At 64.8% G+C, this 16,039-nt stretch carries 14 protein-coding genes; 3 read left to right on the top strand and 11 right to left on the bottom strand.

What is annotated here, in order from left to right:
* Positions 1-44 precede the first annotated feature (44 nt).
* A complete protein-coding gene (gene leuS, locus R2834_09825) occupies positions 45-2,792 on the bottom strand; it encodes a leucine--tRNA ligase (GenBank protein MEZ4700614.1) in 2,748 nt (915 codons plus the stop codon).
* A gap of 220 nt (positions 2,793-3,012) precedes the next feature.
* Here leuS and R2834_09820 point away from each other — a divergent pair, with 220 nt between their 5' ends.
* Positions 3,013-3,708, top strand: coding sequence for an HD domain-containing protein (locus tag R2834_09820; protein MEZ4700613.1), 696 nt, complete (start codon positions 3,013-3,015; stop codon positions 3,706-3,708).
* Between the two features lie 80 nt (positions 3,709-3,788).
* On the opposite strand, the gene R2834_09815 is transcribed toward R2834_09820, so the two are convergent.
* Positions 3,789-4,202, bottom strand: coding sequence for a CoA-binding protein (locus R2834_09815; protein ID MEZ4700612.1), 414 nt, complete (start codon positions 4,200-4,202; stop codon positions 3,789-3,791).
* A 92-nt stretch (positions 4,203-4,294) separates the two neighbouring features.
* On the opposite strand from R2834_09815, the gene R2834_09810 reads away from it, so the two are divergent.
* Positions 4,295-4,819, top strand: coding sequence for a hypothetical protein (locus R2834_09810; GenBank protein ID MEZ4700611.1), 525 nt, complete (start codon positions 4,295-4,297; stop codon positions 4,817-4,819).
* On the opposite strand, the gene bshC is transcribed toward R2834_09810, so the two are convergent.
* The 6 genes from bshC to R2834_09780 all read right to left on the bottom strand — a co-directional run bounded on the left by bshC (position 4,801) and on the right by R2834_09780 (position 11,357).
* The gene (gene bshC, locus R2834_09805) at positions 4,801-6,453 is read right to left on the bottom strand and encodes a bacillithiol biosynthesis cysteine-adding enzyme BshC (protein ID MEZ4700610.1); all 1,653 of its coding nucleotides are present in this window, start codon (positions 6,451-6,453) and stop codon (positions 4,801-4,803) included. The genes R2834_09810 and bshC overlap by 19 nt on opposite strands.
* Before the next feature lie 95 nt (positions 6,454-6,548).
* Entirely contained in the window at positions 6,549-7,136 is a 588-nt protein-coding gene (locus R2834_09800) for a bifunctional nuclease family protein (protein ID MEZ4700609.1), read from the bottom strand.
* Between the two features lie 80 nt (positions 7,137-7,216).
* Complete coding sequence (gene hisC, locus R2834_09795) at positions 7,217-8,341, bottom strand: histidinol-phosphate transaminase (protein ID MEZ4700608.1); 1,125 nt, start codon at positions 8,339-8,341, stop codon at positions 7,217-7,219.
* Between the two features lie 95 nt (positions 8,342-8,436).
* Positions 8,437-9,732, bottom strand: coding sequence for a histidinol dehydrogenase (gene hisD / locus R2834_09790; protein MEZ4700607.1), 1,296 nt, complete (start codon positions 9,730-9,732; stop codon positions 8,437-8,439).
* A 304-nt stretch (positions 9,733-10,036) separates the two neighbouring features.
* Positions 10,037-10,456, bottom strand: coding sequence for a DUF3276 family protein (locus R2834_09785; GenBank protein ID MEZ4700606.1), 420 nt, complete (start codon positions 10,454-10,456; stop codon positions 10,037-10,039).
* Positions 10,457-10,679: 223 nt separating this feature from the next.
* Positions 10,680-11,357, bottom strand: coding sequence for a purine-nucleoside phosphorylase (locus R2834_09780; GenBank protein MEZ4700605.1), 678 nt, complete (start codon positions 11,355-11,357; stop codon positions 10,680-10,682).
* 238 nt (positions 11,358-11,595) lie between these two features.
* Between R2834_09780 and R2834_09775 the strand changes: the two genes are divergently transcribed.
* Positions 11,596-11,742 carry a hypothetical protein gene (locus R2834_09775; protein ID MEZ4700604.1) on the top strand — a complete coding sequence of 49 codons (147 nt, stop codon included), beginning with the start codon at positions 11,596-11,598 and terminating at the stop codon, positions 11,740-11,742.
* Positions 11,743-11,988: 246 nt separating this feature from the next.
* Here R2834_09775 and R2834_09770 read toward each other — a convergent pair whose 3' ends face one another.
* From R2834_09770 to R2834_09760, 3 genes are all read right to left on the bottom strand, one after another.
* Entirely contained in the window at positions 11,989-14,265 is a 2,277-nt protein-coding gene (locus R2834_09770) for a hypothetical protein (protein MEZ4700603.1), read from the bottom strand.
* Positions 14,262-15,422: an AI-2E family transporter gene (locus R2834_09765; GenBank protein ID MEZ4700602.1), complete on the bottom strand. Its 1,161-nt coding sequence runs from the start codon at positions 15,420-15,422 to the stop codon at positions 14,262-14,264. The genes R2834_09770 and R2834_09765 overlap by 4 nt, the downstream gene beginning before the upstream one ends.
* 136 nt (positions 15,423-15,558) lie before the next feature.
* On the bottom strand, positions 15,559-16,039 hold a 481-nt coding region (locus R2834_09760; GenBank protein MEZ4700601.1), incomplete at its 5' end, for a regulatory protein RecX.

Here is a 16,039-nt window from a genome sequence, read left to right as displayed (position 1 = left end):
TTGTCTTTAATGCGGGAAGCGATGCGCGGCTAGCGCTCGCCAGCTCACCCCACCACCAGGTTGACGATTTTCCCGGGCACGTAAATCTCCCGGCGCATCGTCTTGCCCTCGAGGTGTTTCGCGACGTTTTCCAGCGCGCGGGCGGCCGAGAGGATGGCGTCTTTCGACGCGTCGGCGGCGATCACGAGGGTGCCGCGGACTTTGCCGTTGACCTGGACGGCGATCTCCAGCGTGTCTTGCTGCAGGAAGCGTTCGTCATACGCCGGCCACGGCGCGTGCGCGAGCGACTCCGCGTGGCCGAACCGCTGCCACAATTCCTCGCACACGTGCGGCGCCATCGGGGCGAGCATCAGGACGAACGGCTCCGCGAGGGCGCGGGGGATCCGATCGAGCCCTTTGATCGCATTGTTCATTTCGATGAGGGCCGCGATGGCGGTGTTGAAACTCAGCCGCTCCATGTCGTCCGTCACGCGCTTGATCGTCTTGTGGAGGAGGCGCACATGCTCGTCGGTTGGTGCGTCGTCCACGACGAGCAGCCGGTCGGTATCCTCCTCGACAAAATTCCGCCAGATGCGCTGGAGGAAGCGGTTGACGCCGACGATGTCGCGCGTATTCCACGGCTTCGAGGCATCCAGTGGGCCGAGGTACATCTCGTACAGGCGGAGCGTGTCGCAGCCGTAGCTGTCGCACATGTCGTCCGGATTGACGGCATTCTTCAGGCTCTTGCCCATCTTGCCGTACTCCTGCGTCACCGGCTCGCCCTTGTAAAAGTAGCGGCGATTTGGCTGGTCCTGCACCTCGGTCGCCGGCCGGCCGTCCTGGTCCACGACATCGTCGGCCGCCACGGCGATCCCGCGGGCGTCCCGATAGGCGTAGGCCTGGATATAGCCCTGGTTGAAGAGCCGTCCAAACGGCTCGGGCGTCGAGACGTGGCCCAGGTCGAAGAGCACCTTGTGCCAGAACCGGGCGTAGAGCAGGTGCAGCACGGCGTGTTCGGCGCCGCCCACATAGAGGTCGATGCCCTTGCCGCCCATCCAGTAGCGCTCTTTGTCGGGGTCGACGAAGGCCGCCTCGTTTTCGGGGTCGATGAACCGGAGGTAGTACCAGCACGAGCCGGCCCATTGCGGCATCGTGTTCAGCTCGCGCTCGTAGCGGACGCCGTCGATGGTGACGTGGCGCCAGCTTTCGGGGGCGCGGCCGAGCGGCGGGCGCGGCGGAGCGTCCGGATCGTCGCTGGCCGTGGGGGAGAAGTCCTCCATTTCCGGCAGGCGCACCGGCAGTTCGGCGGCGTCGACCGGCCGGATTTCGCCGTTGGGGCCGTGCAGGATCGGAAACGGCTCGCCCCAGTAGCGCTGCCGGCTGAAGAGCCAGTCGCGCAACCGGTAGTTGATCGTGCCTTCGCCGTGGCCGTGCTCTTCGAGCCAGGCGGTCATCTTTCGTTTGGCCTCCTTCACCCCGAGGCCGTTCAGGAAGTCGCTGTTGATGGCCGGCCCGTCGCCCGTGAACGCCTCGTCGCCGAAGCCGTCGGGCGGCTGTACGGTTCGGATGATCGGCAGGTCGAAGGTTTTCGCAAAGGCCCAGTCGCGCTCATCCTGCGCCGGCACGGCCATGATGGCGCCGGTGCCGTAGCCCATCAACACATAATCGGCGATCCAGATCGGGATGCGCTGACCGTTGGCCGGGTTGATGGCGTAGGCGCCCGTGAAGGCGCCGGTTTTCTCCTTGCCCTCGGCCATGCGGTCGATCTCCGACCGGCTCTGCGCCCACGCCTTGTAGGCCGCGACGGCCTCGCGTTGCGCGGCCGTCGTCAGGGTATCGACGAGCGGATGCTCGGGCGCGAGCACCATATACGTGGCGCCGAACAGGGTGTCGGGCCGCGTCGTGAAGACCTTCAGCGCGTCCTCGTGTCCGTCGATCGGAAAAACGATGTGGGCGCCCTCGCTCCGGCCGATCCAGTTGCGCTGCATGATCTTGATGGCCTCGGGCCAATCGATCAGCTCCAGGTCGGATCCCAGGCGTTCGGCCATCGCCGTGATGCGCAGCATCCACTGCCGCAACGGGCGCTTGAAGACCGGGTAGTTGCCGCGTTCGCTGCGGCCCTCGTTGGTGACTTCCTCGTTGGCCAGCACGGTGCCGAGTTGCGGGCACCAGTTTACGGGCACTTCGGCCAGGAAGGCGAGGCGGTAGTTCGCCAGCACGGCCTCTTTACGGGCCGGCGTCAGCGTGATCCAAGTCTGTCCGCCCGCCGGCGACAGCCGGTTGTTTTCATCGATCGTCCAGGCGCCGGCCTCCAGCTTCTGCACCAGTTCGGCGATCGGGCGGGCACGCTGCGTTTCCTGGTCGACGTAGCTGTGGTACAGCTGCAGGAAAATCCACTGGGTCCAGCGGTAATAATCGACATCCGTCGTGGAAATGACGCGGTCCCAATCGTAACTCAGCCCCAGCCGCTTCAGCTGGCGGAGCATGTTGTCGATGTTATTCTGCGTCGTGATCTGGGGATGGACGCCATGCTCGACGGCGAACTGCTCGGCCGGCAGCCCGAAGGCATCGAACCCCATCGGATGCAGCACATTGACGCCCCGCATGCGCTTGTACCGCGCGAGGATGTCGGTCGCGATGTAGCCGAGCGGGTGGCCGACGTGGAGCCCGACCCCGGACGGATACGGAAACATATCCAGCACGTAATACTTCGGCCTGGAGGGGTCGACCTGGTCGGGTGTGCGGAAGGTCTTCGCTCCTTCCCACACGCGCTGCCATTTCTGTTCGATTTCGGCGAAGGGATAACCAGCCATGACGGTACGTAAGAACTGCGGTAAAACGTATGCAGAAAGGCAAAACAACGATGGCAGGGCTGAAAAGGTTCAAGGTTTGACGTTCATGGTTTAAAGTTCGAAATGACGCACCGGCTCCGGAAAAAACTTCCTCAAACCTTGAACCTGAATCCTTGAAACTCCGTTGGGAACTGCGCCGGCAAACGGCCGTAGCCCAAACGATCTATAGCCCATCTGCAGTATGACCGCTCCGTCGTCCACGACGCTCTTTAACCCCCTCATCGAACACGCCATCGAACTGGCCGCGCAGTGGCACGACGGCACCTACCGCAAGGGGCGGTGGCGCGATGCGCCTTTCGACGTGCCCGACGGCGCCATGCTCCGCGTCCCTGTGATGGCCCATGTCACCGCCGTGGCGATGACGATCCTGCGCGCCGGATGGGAGGACGCGGTCGTCGCGGCGGCATTTCTCCACGATGTGCTGGAGGATGCGAACCAGTACGACCATTACCTGCGGCTCGCGCACCTCGAACAGATCGTCGGCGAGGAGGTGGCGCGGATCGTGCTGGAGGTGACGGAGGAAAAATTCGACGAAGCCGGCAAGCACCGGACGTGGCGGCAGCGGAAAGAGGATTATATAGCCGGCATCCGCACGCATTCCATCGGCGCGGCGGCGATCAGCCTGGCGGACAAGCAGCACAACCTCTGGAATATCAACCAGAGCCTGGAACGTGGCATCGACGTGTATGCCAACAACACGAATCGCCGCGGCCTCTCGTCCGGCCCCGAAGCGCAGCACTGGTTCCACCTCTCCGTGCTCGAAGCCACCCGCGGCCATCTCGACGACCGCCTCGCCCCCATGCGCGACGGCCTGCGCTACGAGATCTCCCGATTCGAGGTCCTCAGCGGATTGGGGGGAAAAGGGTTTAAGGTTTGAGGTTCAAGGTTCAAGGATGGAGCGGTCTGCATGACGCAACAAAACATCCCTTGAACCTGGATCCTTAAACCTTAAACCCCTTACCCCATCCGTGTGTGCTCGACCATGATGCACCGGTTAGGGATGTATACGAGGCCGGCGTCGGTGGCCAGTTTTTCGGCTTCCTGGCTTGAGACCCCGATCTGCGTCCAGATGGCCGGCCGTTCGCCCGTGCCGGCGATCCGTTCCAGCGTTTCGCGGACGACATCGGCGGTATATTTGGGGCGGCGGAAGATGTTGACGATATCGATGCCGGCGTCCCCGGGCACGCTGGCGAGGTCGGGATAGCAGGTGCGGCCCTCGATCGTGTCGCAATTCGGGTTGATCGGAATCACGTTGTAGCCGGCTTCGATGAGATAGCGCCCGATCGCATAGCTGGTGCGGGACGGCGTGGGCGACATGCCCACGACGGCGATGGTGCGGGCGGATTCGAGGAGTTCGGTCAGCGTAGGCAAGGAATTCCCGGGAATAGTGGTGATCTTGCGAGGTCTAATGTAGCAAACTAGCCCAGTTACGTTCCCATCACGCCATCGTTCGAGAGGTCCCCATGCCGCGCTCCCTTCGCATCCCGTTGTTTTTCCTGCTGCTCGCCTTCGCCCCTGCCGCGGCCTATGCCTGCTCCTGCGTCATGCCGGGGACGCCGGCTGCCGAGCGCAACCAGGCCGCCGCCGTGTTTTCCGGCCGCGTCCGCAGCATCGTGGAGATCGACGATCGGCTGATCGTGCGCATCGACGTCGACAAAAGCTGGAAAGGCATCAGCGACGGGGAGGTGGTGGTGACGACGGCCACCAACAGCGCGGCGTGCGGCTACGGGTTCGAGAAAGGGAAGTCCTACCTGATTTACGCGCACGCCTTCGACGGCGCAGGCCTCAGCGTCAATCTCTGCTCGCGTACGCAGCGCCTCGAGGAGGCCGATGCCGATATCGTGGCGCTGGGCGCCGGGGACGAAGTGCCCGGCATCGGACGTTGCGGCGGGCCGGACAATATCGCGGCGCTGCAGGGGCTTTTCCTGGTGATGCTGGCGCTGCCGTTCTCCGCGCGCGCCGGCAGACGTCAGGTGTCGAGCACGTGATGCTCCCAGGTGTCGAGGGGAAGCCGGTCCATCAGCCGCACAAAAAAATCCAGCCCGTATTCGTTCAGTAGATGCAGCGGGGAAAGCGCCCGCTCCTGGGGTTTTCCGTGCGGAAAGAGGTGGGCGGCGATGCGTTCGATGCGCTGCCGGTCGATGTCCATGTTCCTTTTCTGGCCGCGCACCATGCGGTCGTGCAGCCGGCTCATGGTGCGATGGATCCGCACGCGCGATGACTCGGCGGAGCGTTCGAGCGTGGCATCGATCTCGCCGGCTTCCTTCTTCAGCGCGTCGAGATGCGCATCGAAGGCCTCCATCGCCCGGGCATACGCGGCTTCGTAGGATGCCGGCATGCGGCTGGCGGCGGTCTCCTTGAGCAGTTTCTCCGCGCCGCGGGCATAGTCGGGCAGGGCGAACGGGTACTGATCGAGGTGCTTCCGGACGGCCGGCTCCAGCAGGGATACGCTTACACGCGGATAGATGATGGGCATCGGCACCTCCGCCCAGTCATACACGCCGCGGTATTGCGCGAAATAGGCGGTTTCGCCCGGGCCGGCGACATAGGCGACGGTCGGAAAAAGCAGATCCTGGAGGATCGGACGCAGGACGACGTTCGGGCTGAAGCGCTCCGGCGTCTCACGGATGGTGCGGATCAGCTCCGCCTCGGACCACTCGTGTGTCGTCCCCCGCAACCGAAACCGGCCGCCCTCTGCGTCGACGGGGAGCCGTCCTTCTGGATCCATCACGAACAGATTGGTCGGCTGCGTCGTCACCTGGGCATGGTAGCCCGCCGCGATCAGGGCCTCGCTGGCGGCCGCGAGGCGCGCGTTGGAGCCGGCGCAGTCCCGGGCCTCGCGCTCGAAGAGCGGCGCCGCCAGGCGCTTCATCGCCGGGTCGTCGATCGAGGCGATGATGAGGCCGGTGCCGGGCAGCAGGTGCCGGAGCACGCGGGCGAAGGCGTCTTCCATCGGTACACCCGGCCGGTAGGCATCGCGCAGCAGCGCGAGCAGGTCCGGCGTCACGTCCGTTCGGGGCAGCGCGTCGCCGACGCGCGCGATGAGGTCGTCGATCGCCGGCGCGACAGGAAGTCGGCCGACCGGCCCCGCATTGACGGCGCCCGCGGCCAGGGGCGGTTCGGGGTACGTTACGTCGGACAGGTCGCTGCCGTTGAGCAGCGTCAGGGAGGCGATTTCTTCGAAATCGTGGTCCTCGCCGGCGAGCCAGAAGACCGGCACGACGGGATGCCCGGAGGTGTCGGACAGGTGCCGGGCCAGCTGGATCGTCGTCAGCGTCTTGTAGATCGTATACAGCGGACTGACGAAGAGGCCGAGTTGCTGGCCGGTGATGACGGCGCCGGCGCGAGGCGATCGCAGGGTTTCGAGGGACTGGCGCGTGGCCTCATCGACGCCCCAGCGCGCCTGTTGCGCCGTCAGCGCGTCGACGAGCGCATCCCGGTCGCGGTCCACCGCCAGGGTTCGCCGCAGCGCGGCCCGGAGGTCGTCGGGGTTGCGGAAGTCGCCGTTATAGAACCCGGCTACTCGCCCGTAACGGGTACAGTAGTCGGCAAAAAGGGGCGAAGAGGACAGGGCGGCGTAGGGTATGGACGAAACGTGTTGATAGACCGTATTGGGGTGCATATCGATGTCGATCCGGGCCGGGTGCGCTGGGGGGGGGCGCAGGTGGGTGAGGAGGCTTCGGCCACCCCGGGATCGCCTACACACGTGGGCGAGGGTCAGTTCTGCGTTTGTTCGCCGCGGGTGCGCTCGATTTCGTCCCGCAATTTGGCCGCCAGTTCGTAGTTCTCGTCGCTGATCGCCTTCTCCAGCTGGTCTTCCATCTGCTTGAGCTTGGAGACCGGGCGGGGCGCCTTTTCCTCGACTTCAGGTTTGGGAAGGGCGGAAACACCTTCCTCCTCGGTCGGGATGCCGGCTTCTTCCAGCACGGCCGGCGCGACGTAGATCGGGGCGCCGACGCGCACGGCCAGGGCGACGGCGTCGCTCGGGCGCGAGTCCAGCTGGCTCTCGTCGCCGCCGTGTACGAAGCGGATCTTGGCGAAAAACGTCCCTTCGCGCAACTCGTCGATGACCACGTCCAGAATTTCGGCGCCCACCGTCTCGAACAGATCACGCAGCAAATCGTGCGTCATCGGGCGAGGCGGCTGGATGTTCTCGAGTTCCAGAGCAATGGCTTGCGCCTCAAAAGCGCCAATGATGATCGGCAGGCGGCGATTTCCTTCAATCTCTCCTAGCACGAGCGCGTACGCGCCGCCGCTGGACGGGCTGGTTGAGAGTCCAACGATGTCTACCTGAATAAATTCCATTGACTCTTACGCTTGCATCGACGATGCTGAAAAAATACGGGAAAAGGAAAGGCCCGAAGCACGTGCCAACGCCGGCCTCATCAAGCCGATGACGCGAGCGTATGCAATGACCTTTCCAACGCGCTCAAGAACGCCTTGTTCTCTTCTGGAAGACCGGCACTGACACGAAGATAACCCTGTAATTCCGGATATCCGCTCATATCGCGGACAAGAATTCCGGACGCGGCCAGTTGCTTCATGACGTCCCGTCCACCCCGCTCTGTTTTGAAGAGGACAAAATTTGCCTGACTCGGAACGACGTGAACGCCGGGCATGGCGGCGAGGGCTCTCGTTATATCCCCACACGCCTTTTTCATCGCCGCAACGCGTTCCGCAAGCAACGCGGGCGCTTCAAGCAAAGCCAGTGCCACGGATTCGGAGAGCCTGTCGATCATGAACGGCAGGCGCGCCTTCAGCAACTCCTGGATGATGGCGGGATGCGCCATGAGGTAGCCGATGCGCAGGCCGGCGAGCCCGAACGCCTTCGAGAGCGTGCGCACCAGGATCAGGTGCGGATATCGGTCGAGGAGGGTCTGCGCGCTCGTCTCTTCGGTAAATTCGACATAGGCCTCGTCGACCACGACGAACCCGAAATCGGCCGCCGCGTCCACGATGGGTTCGATTTCGGAGAGCGGCATCGAGAGCCCGGTCGGGTTGTTCGGCGTCGTGAGGATGGTCAGCGATGGGCGATGCGTCTGCACGGCGTCGAGCAGGGCCGCGGCGTCGAAGCGCAGGTCGGGGAGCGGCGGCACCTGGATCGGCCGGCCTTCAAACAGGCGAACGACCGAGGTGTACAGGGAGAACATGGGCGCCGGCAGGACGACCGGCCGGCCCGGCTCGATCAGCGCGAGCCCGAGCGTGTGCGTCAGTTCGTTGCTGCCGTTTCCGATCAGGATGCCCGCCGGGTCGTGCCCGGTATGCGCGCCGATGGCTTCCTGGAGCCGGTTCGGCTGCTCGGTGGGGTACCGGTTGAACGGGACCTCGAAGAAGGCCTTGATCAGCTTTTCCTTGAGTTCCGCGGGAAGATCCGCCGGATTCTCGTTCTGGTTGAGCTTGATGTGGATCTCGCCCGGATCGCGCGCGACGATATAGGGCTTTTCATGCCGGACGGACGGCCGAATCCGGTTGATTGCGCGGTCCAGTGGCGCTTCCTGCTTCATCTCCATGCACCGAGCCGTCGGGGGCTCATCAAAAAGGAATGGGGTGGGGCACTAAACGAACGATGGGCCGGCGTGATCCGGCCCCGTGCCCGCGGGGCGTGTCAGTCGCCGGATTCGCGGTCGAGCCGGACCTGGACGGCGAGCGCGTGGGCCGTCAGTTCTTCTTCGCGGGCGAAGCGGACGATGCGAGGGCCGGTGGCGGCAAGACGTTCCCGGGTGTAGGAGACGATGGATTGCTTGCGCACGAAGTCGTCGACGCCGAGCGCGGAGGCGTACCGGGCGGTGCCGCCCGTGGGAAGCACGTGGTTCGTGCCGGCGAAATAGTCGCCGACGGGCTCGGTGGAATACGGGCCGAGGAAGACGGCGCCGGCGTGGCGGATGCGCGGCAACAGGGCCCAGGGGTCGAGGACGAGCAGTTCGAGGTGCTCGGGAGCCAGTTCGTTGACCATCGAAACGGCCTGGTCCATCGTTTCGGTGACGACCAGGGCGCCGAAGTCGGCCAGCGAAGGCTCGATGATGGCGCGGCGCGAAAGCCGAGGCACCATCCGTTCGATCTGGTCGCGGACGTTGCGCGCCAGGGCTTCGGAGGGGGTGACCAGGATGGCCGAGGCGCGCTCGTCGTGCTCGGCCTGCGAGAGCAGGTCGGCCGCGACGAATTCCGGGTCGGCCGCGGCGTCGGCGAGCACCACGATCTCGCTGGGGCCGGCGATGGAGTCGATCGCGACCCGGCCGTACACCTGTTTTTTTGCCGCGGCGACGTACGCATTGCCCGGGCCGACGATCTTGTCGACGCGGGGGATGGTGTCGGTTCCGTAGGCGAGGCCGGCGATGGCCTGGGCGCCGCCCACGCTGTAAATGCGTTCGAGCCCCAGGAGCTGGGCCGTGGCGAGCACCGACGCGTGGGGCAATCCGTTGGGCCCGGGAGGGGAGACGAGGTGGATTTCGGGGACGCCGGCGACCTGCGCCGGGATCGCGTTCATCAGCAGGCTCGAAGGGTAAAACGCCTTGCCGCCGGGGACGTAGAGACCGACGCGTTCCAGCGGGAGCACGCGTTGCCCCAGGATGACCCCGTCGCCCTCTTCCATGAACCAGGATTGCCGGCGCTGCCCTTCATGAAAGCGGCGGATGTTGCCGGCGGCTTCGGAGAGGATATCGAGAAAGGCCGGATCCAGGTTCCGGTACGCGGCCTGCCGGTCTTCGTCGCTGACGCGCAGCGCGGCCGGCCTCACTCCGTCGAATTGCTCGGTAAAATCCGCAAGCGCCCGGTCCCCTTCGGATCGAACCCGATCCAGAATGACACGAACGGAGGCGTCAACCTCCGGACTGAAGGCTGCCTGTCGGTTCAGGATCGCATGGAGACGCGTATCCCGCTCCGAATACGTTACGATGGGTATCACGGGTTGGCTTCGCTGGCGCGCGCGGGGCGCGAGGGTTCATGAGGTCGGGAGCATGGATTAAGGCCTCCATCCCCCGATCGTGTTCCCGCCAGATTGCAACGAGCCGGCGCGCGCCCGTGGCCGATGCGTTGCAACGTCGAATACGGCCTTAGGCCGTGTCTGAACGGATTTTCAGACAGAACCTTGGCCGTGTCTGAAAAATGGTTCGGGTTGTCCCCGAGTACCCCAAAAACCTTCAAAACAGCGTTGGATCCTGAATCACGTTCAGGATACGTTTCTGTCTGAACGGTTTTTCAGACAGAACCTAGTAGTCTTCGTTGTCGTGATACTCGTCTTCGTCCTCTTGCGGGACGATGGTCAGCTCGGGCAGGCCCCGGAACTCGTACCCGGGCAGGCACTCATCCTTGATGTGCTGAACCACTTCGTGCATCGCAGAAAGGAATTTGCCAAAGTCCTCCTTGTACAGGAAGATCTTGTGCTTCTCGTACCGCGTTTCGTCGATCCGCTTGCTCTCCGTGATCGTCAAAAAGAAGTCTTCACCGGAACGCGTCGTTTTTACGTCGAAGAAGTAGGTACGTTTGCCAGCAGGCACTCGCTTCGAATAGACCTCATCACGGTAGCGGCCAGAGGACCGCGACCGATCCCGACCTTCGTAATAGTCGTCGTCCGAATACTCATCGCGCTCGCCGTACGATCGGTTTGGATTCTCCCGTTCGTAACTCATCGATAACCTCCCCTCGCCCATTAACCAGGCTTTGATGAAACAACCGCAACGTCAAGAATGGAGACAGTTCGTCGGACTGCTTATGGAGCAAATTTCACTCCCTAATATCTGAACCAATTCAGCAAAATACAATCCATTCTTCACTCTCCGTTCGAAACTCTTCGATCATGACGCGAGGGCAAGGGGCGGATAGGTCCGGGCGGTGGGCGCGTCCCGTACGCCTTCAGGCGTCCGTGGCGTCGCGCAGGATGGAGCGGACGAGTTGCTCGGCGTGGTCGCGGATGCGCCGGCCGACCTCGAGCACGTCCTCGTGGCGCAGCGGCGCGTGATGCATGCCCGTGGCCAGATTGGTGATGGCCGAGATCCCGAGCACCGGCATGCCCAGGTGCCGGGCCTGGATCACTTCGGGCACCGTGCTCATCCCCACGGCGTCGGCGCCGAGCTGGCGATAGCAGCGGATTTCGGCCTTCGTTTCGTAACATGGGCCGCGTGTCCAGAGGTAGACGCCGCGGCGGGTCTGGATGCCCGCGCGGAGCGCGACGGCTTCGGCCCGGCCGAGCCAGCCGGCGTCGTAGACGTCCGACATGTCCGGAAAGCGGGGCCCTTCGTCGCCGTTCGGGCCGACGAGCGGGTTGGCGAAGGCGAAGTTTATATGGTCGGAGATGAACATCAGATCGCCCTCGCGGAAGGTCCGGTTGATCCCGCCGGCCGCGTTGGTCACCAGCAGCCTCCGCGCCCCGAGCGCGTGGACGAGCCGGATCGGAAAGACGACCTGCTGGACGGTGATGCCCTCGTAGAGATGGACCCGTCCCTGGATGCAGACCACGCGGCGCCCTTCGAGTTCGCCGAACACCAGGCGCCCCTCGTGCCCCGGGGCCGTCGATGCCGGATAGTGCGGCAACGACCGGTCATCACCACCGGATCCGGATGGCCTCGGCCAGGCTGCCGAGCCCGGAGCCGAGGACGAGCGCAAGTTCAGGCGCGTCTCCAGGCGCTCAGGATGGCGTCCTGCTGCACCGGGTGCGACGGGGCGTGGAGGTCAGCCGGCATGAAGCGTTCCCGAGGCATGTGTGATTCAGGGCGGAAGCCCGGGGTCGATCCATCGCAGAATGACGACGGTCATGTCGTCGGCGCGGCCCGTGGCGCGGAGAACCGGTGAGGTGGTGCACGATGTGGTCCAGGATCTCGGCAGCGGCGCCGGCAAACTCGGCGACGGTGCGCAGCAGGCGCTCAGGCCCGAACTGCTGATGTTCGGCGTTGACCGACTCGTACGGCGTCACGTGTAGAACGCGAGGATCTCCGGGCGGTGAGGAGGTCCGTTTCCTGGATCGCCTGTCGAAGACGACGGGCCCGCCGTAGAGCGATCGCCATCCGCCGGGGCGGACGTATTCGGCCCGGGAGTTCGTTCATGCGCCGCGCGATGATCGGATCGGTGCCGGGCGAACGAGGTGAACGGTACCGCTCGGGTGTCCAGGATGCCGTAGATCATGGAATGAACATGCCGCGCGGCGCGTTCTCGCAAAACAGGGCGTTCACCTTGCTCGCGTCCGCCGGCGAAGGCACTTCTTCCGGCAGAGCGCGCGCAGGAATCCTTGGTGAGCGTCATGAAAAGCACCGCCTGAATCCCCTTGCCCACTCACATCGCCGCCGACGACGAGGGCGAGGCGGTGTTCGTCGATGCGGATGAAATCGTAATAATCCTCCCTTCCTGGGCGGGGATGCAGAAACGCCGCGATATCGACCCCGGGCATGCGCGGCATCTCGATGGGCGGGCGGCCTGCGCGTGCGTTTTCGAGTTCGCCGCGCAGGCGCTCCTGCTGCGCCAGCTCCTGGATGTAGGCGGGGCGGTAAAAGGTATCGGGCGGCGAGGTGCGCCGGCTGATCAACCCCACGAAACCCAGTAACCCCACCCCTCCGATGCAGGCCAGCGTCGCGATGGATTCGGCGATGTCCGGCGCGCCGGCCGGCAGCCACCCGGGCGCCGTGTCCCAGAGCATGCCATACGCCATCAGCCCGACGAAACAGGCCACAAAATCGTATTGCCAGAACGTGAATGCGACGACCAGGGCGATCAGGGCCGAGGGCACGAGCGTGAGCGCATCCGGCCATAGCTTGTACGGGCTCAGGTTCGTCAGCGTCAGCAGGATGGGCATGGCGATGAAAAAAACGCGCTTCGAGGGGAAGCGGCGCATCACCTCCGAGCCGACGCCGAGCAGCACGGTGAGGAGCAGGAGCTGGGTCGACCAGCCCCGAACCCCGATATACAGGCCGGTCGCAAACAGGCTGTTCTCGCGGAGGAAATCCGTATCCCCGCTTTCGGTCAAGGTCGGGACACCCGGCAGGAGACCGAGGAGAGCGACGAGGAGCCCCAGAATGATGCCGGCGACGCCAAGCCCGCGCAGGAGCGACAGGCCGGTCGGGACGTTGTAGAAGTTAACATTGCGCGCGTAGGTGAGCGCCTGCAGCTTTTCGGGCCAGGTCATCCGGGCCAGCGAATCGGTGGCGCTGGAGACGATGAACGTCATGAACCCCCCGATCGAGCCGGCGAGCAGCGTGGTCCCAATCCAGATGAAGGTCACCGACCACGAGTCGTCATCCGCGGTGATCATGTCTTTGCCCATGCTGACAAAGACGATCGTCGCCAGAAACACGCCGCCGAGCAAGGCATCCTGAAGCGCCGATTTTACGTCGATGAGTCGCGCGCTGAGCCGGCGGAAAAACAGGACCAGCACAAAAATGCCGATCGAAATCAAGAGCAGAAGGGACACCAGTTCCGTCGACAGGGAGAACGAATAATCATCCTCCCGCGCCGACGCCGGCGTCGGCGGCGCGTAGGCGATTTCGGCGCCGAGCAGGAGGCCTCCGGCCGTCATTGACAGATCGGCCTTCATCGGCAGACCGGTCGTGGGATCCGTTCCCTTGAAGGCTACGACGGCGGAAGCGCGCTCCGGCTCGTAGGCGAACTGGATGGCTCGCGACCGGGCGATGTGACGCGGCAGGGGCAGCGGCGCGGCGCCGTCGTTTCGCGTGTGGAGGGTATCCACCACAAAGCCGTACGCCGGCGGCACGAGCTGGTTGAGATGGATGCGGGCGAGGCGGACGGCGTCGCCCTGCTGGAGCGGGGTCAACCGGAGCGGGCCGCGCTCGTTGCCGGCGGGGCGTTCCCCGGGCGGCGTGTCGCGAGGCGGATTGCCGGGCCGGTCGAGCGAATCCCGGAGGTTGAAGAGGAGGGCGCCCAGCAGCGTGGAATCCGGCAGGCTGGCGAGCCTCTGGAACAGGGTGGCCGTGCGTCCCGTGTCGGGAATCGCCTGAAACAGCACGTTCCGGTTGACGGCCTGGAAGACGCGGTTCGAGACGGAGCTGTTGAACCACCAGACGTGCCCCCGGTCGTCGAGGCGCATCTCGAACCACTCCGTCGCGTTCGATTCGCCGATCCGGATGTTGCCCTGTCCTTCGACGGTCGGGGCGGGCAACTCCGCCCGAACGAACCAGTGAAACGCCGGCAGGACGGCGCCGGCGCGGACCGTTTCCAGGGCGCGTTGCCGCCCCATCGCTTTTTGCAGGGTGTCCAGGACCGCCGGATCCCGCCGCGGATGGACATACCACGTCAGGCCCTCCGTCTCATACCCCTGATCGATGAGGAAGCGGGTGGCGGATTCGATGAGTTCGGATTCCGGGCGCGTGAATACGGCCGCGCCATCCGTCGCGACGCGGGGCATAAGCAGGGCGAAGGCTGCATAACCCGCGAGGCCGAGCAAAAAGACGATGCCGTCGATGCGTCGTATGTGCTGGCTCAACGTCGTCATCACGCGGTACGCAGGATGCTGTAGTTCTTGGCGCTCCACAGCACCTGCTCGATGGTCACCAGGACGGCGGTCGTGATGGGCAGGGCGAGGAGCATGCCGACGATGCCGCTCAGCTGGGCGCCGATCAGCACCACGAAAAGGATGACGAGCGGATGGGTACGTACGGCGCGCGAAAAGATGAACGGCTGGAACAGCACGTTATCGATGATCTGGGTCGCTCCCATCGCTACGAGCAGGCCCGGGACGAGCGAAAAATCGCCGGTCTGGCCGATGGCCATCAGGGTGCCGGCGAAGAAGCCCACGATGGGCCCGAAATACGGGATCGTGTTGGCGATGCCCGTGAAGAGGCCGAGGATGAGGGCGTACCGAAGATCGGTGAAGAGGAGGGCGATCGTCGCGGTGGTCGACACCGCCAGCACCTGCACGAGGAGCCCGCTGATGTAGCGCCCGATGCGCGTCTGCACCTTGTCGAGCAGGCCCAGGCTGATTTCGAAGAACCGGTTCGGGACATGCTGGACGAGGCGTTTGCGGAGCAACAGTTCGTCCTTCAGCAGGAAAAAGGCGACAATGGGCACGATCAGAATGCCGAAGAGCAAATCGGTGAAGACATCCACCATGAAGGTGATGACCGTCGCGAAGCCGCTTTCGGCGAACAGTTGCTGCGAGATGCGGCTGAAGCTGGCCTGGATGGTGCCTTCGGGCATGATCGGAAGGAAATTGCGCAACTGGGCCTCGAGCGCATTGGCCCAGGTGGTCACGGTGTCCGCCGTGATCTGTTGCGTCAGTTCGCCGACCTGGCTGGCCAGTACGGGCACCAGGGTGGAGAGCAGAATGCTCAACGCCGTAAAAACGAGCAGGAAGGTGAGCAGGATGGCCGGCGTCCGCCGGAGCCCGAAACGCTGGATGCGCTCGACGAGCGGCTGCGTCAGATACGCGACGACGAGACCGATTAGGAGGTAGACGATCAGGCCGGCGAACGACCAGATGAGGAACACGGTGACGGCGGTGAGCAGCGACCAGATGATGCCCCGGACGATGCGATCCGGCGTCAGGGAGGAGCGCCGGCGCGAGCCGACGGAAGGCAGCGAGAGCGGCGTGTCGAGATCGGGCGACGAGACGGCGGCCGGCTCGGTATGTTCGGGGCTGCTTTCGGCTTGCATGAACGAGGCGGAGCGTGTGGGCGGAAAGGCGGTCTACGCCGCGGGGGCGGTCATGATGGATGCGTGCAAGGCGTCTACCCCGGGAGATCGATCTGTGATCCCCGGGCGCCTCGTTTCGCCGGCGGGCCGGGCCGCCTCAGCCGACGCGCGCTTCGCGCAGCACCGTTTCCACCACGGGCGATATCGTATCGAAATCGAAACCGCGCCGCAACAGGAAATCGCTGAGCTTCTTGCGCCGCTTGCGTTCATCCGGCTCGCGTCGCAACCGGTTCAGCCGGCCGCGCGCCTGGGCGAGGGCCTGTTCCTCGAGCTCGTTCGAGGCCTCCAGCGGAGCGATCGCGGCTTCGATGAGCGCGGCCGCCACGCCCCGGCGTTGCAACTCGCGGCGCAACCGCATCGGTCCATACCCCTTGGCCTTCACCCGGCTGTCGACGTAGCGCCGGGCATAGTCGGCATCGTCGAGGTAGTTGAGGCTCTTGAGCCGCTCTATCGCGTGATCGACGACCTCGCCGGCGAAGTCGCGCTGCCGGAGCGCGTCGCGCACTTCGTGTTCCGTGCGGGCGCGGCGGGCGAGGTAGGCAATGGTAAAGCGCCGGGCCCGCAGCCGGGCGTCGTCC

The sequence above is a fragment of the Rhodothermales bacterium genome, from assembly GCA_041391505.1.
Classification (GTDB): domain Bacteria; phylum Bacteroidota; class Rhodothermia; order Rhodothermales; family JAHQVL01; genus JAWKNW01.
The sequence above is the reverse complement of the archived record's forward strand: the minus strand, read 5'-3'. Positions and strand labels throughout refer to the sequence as shown.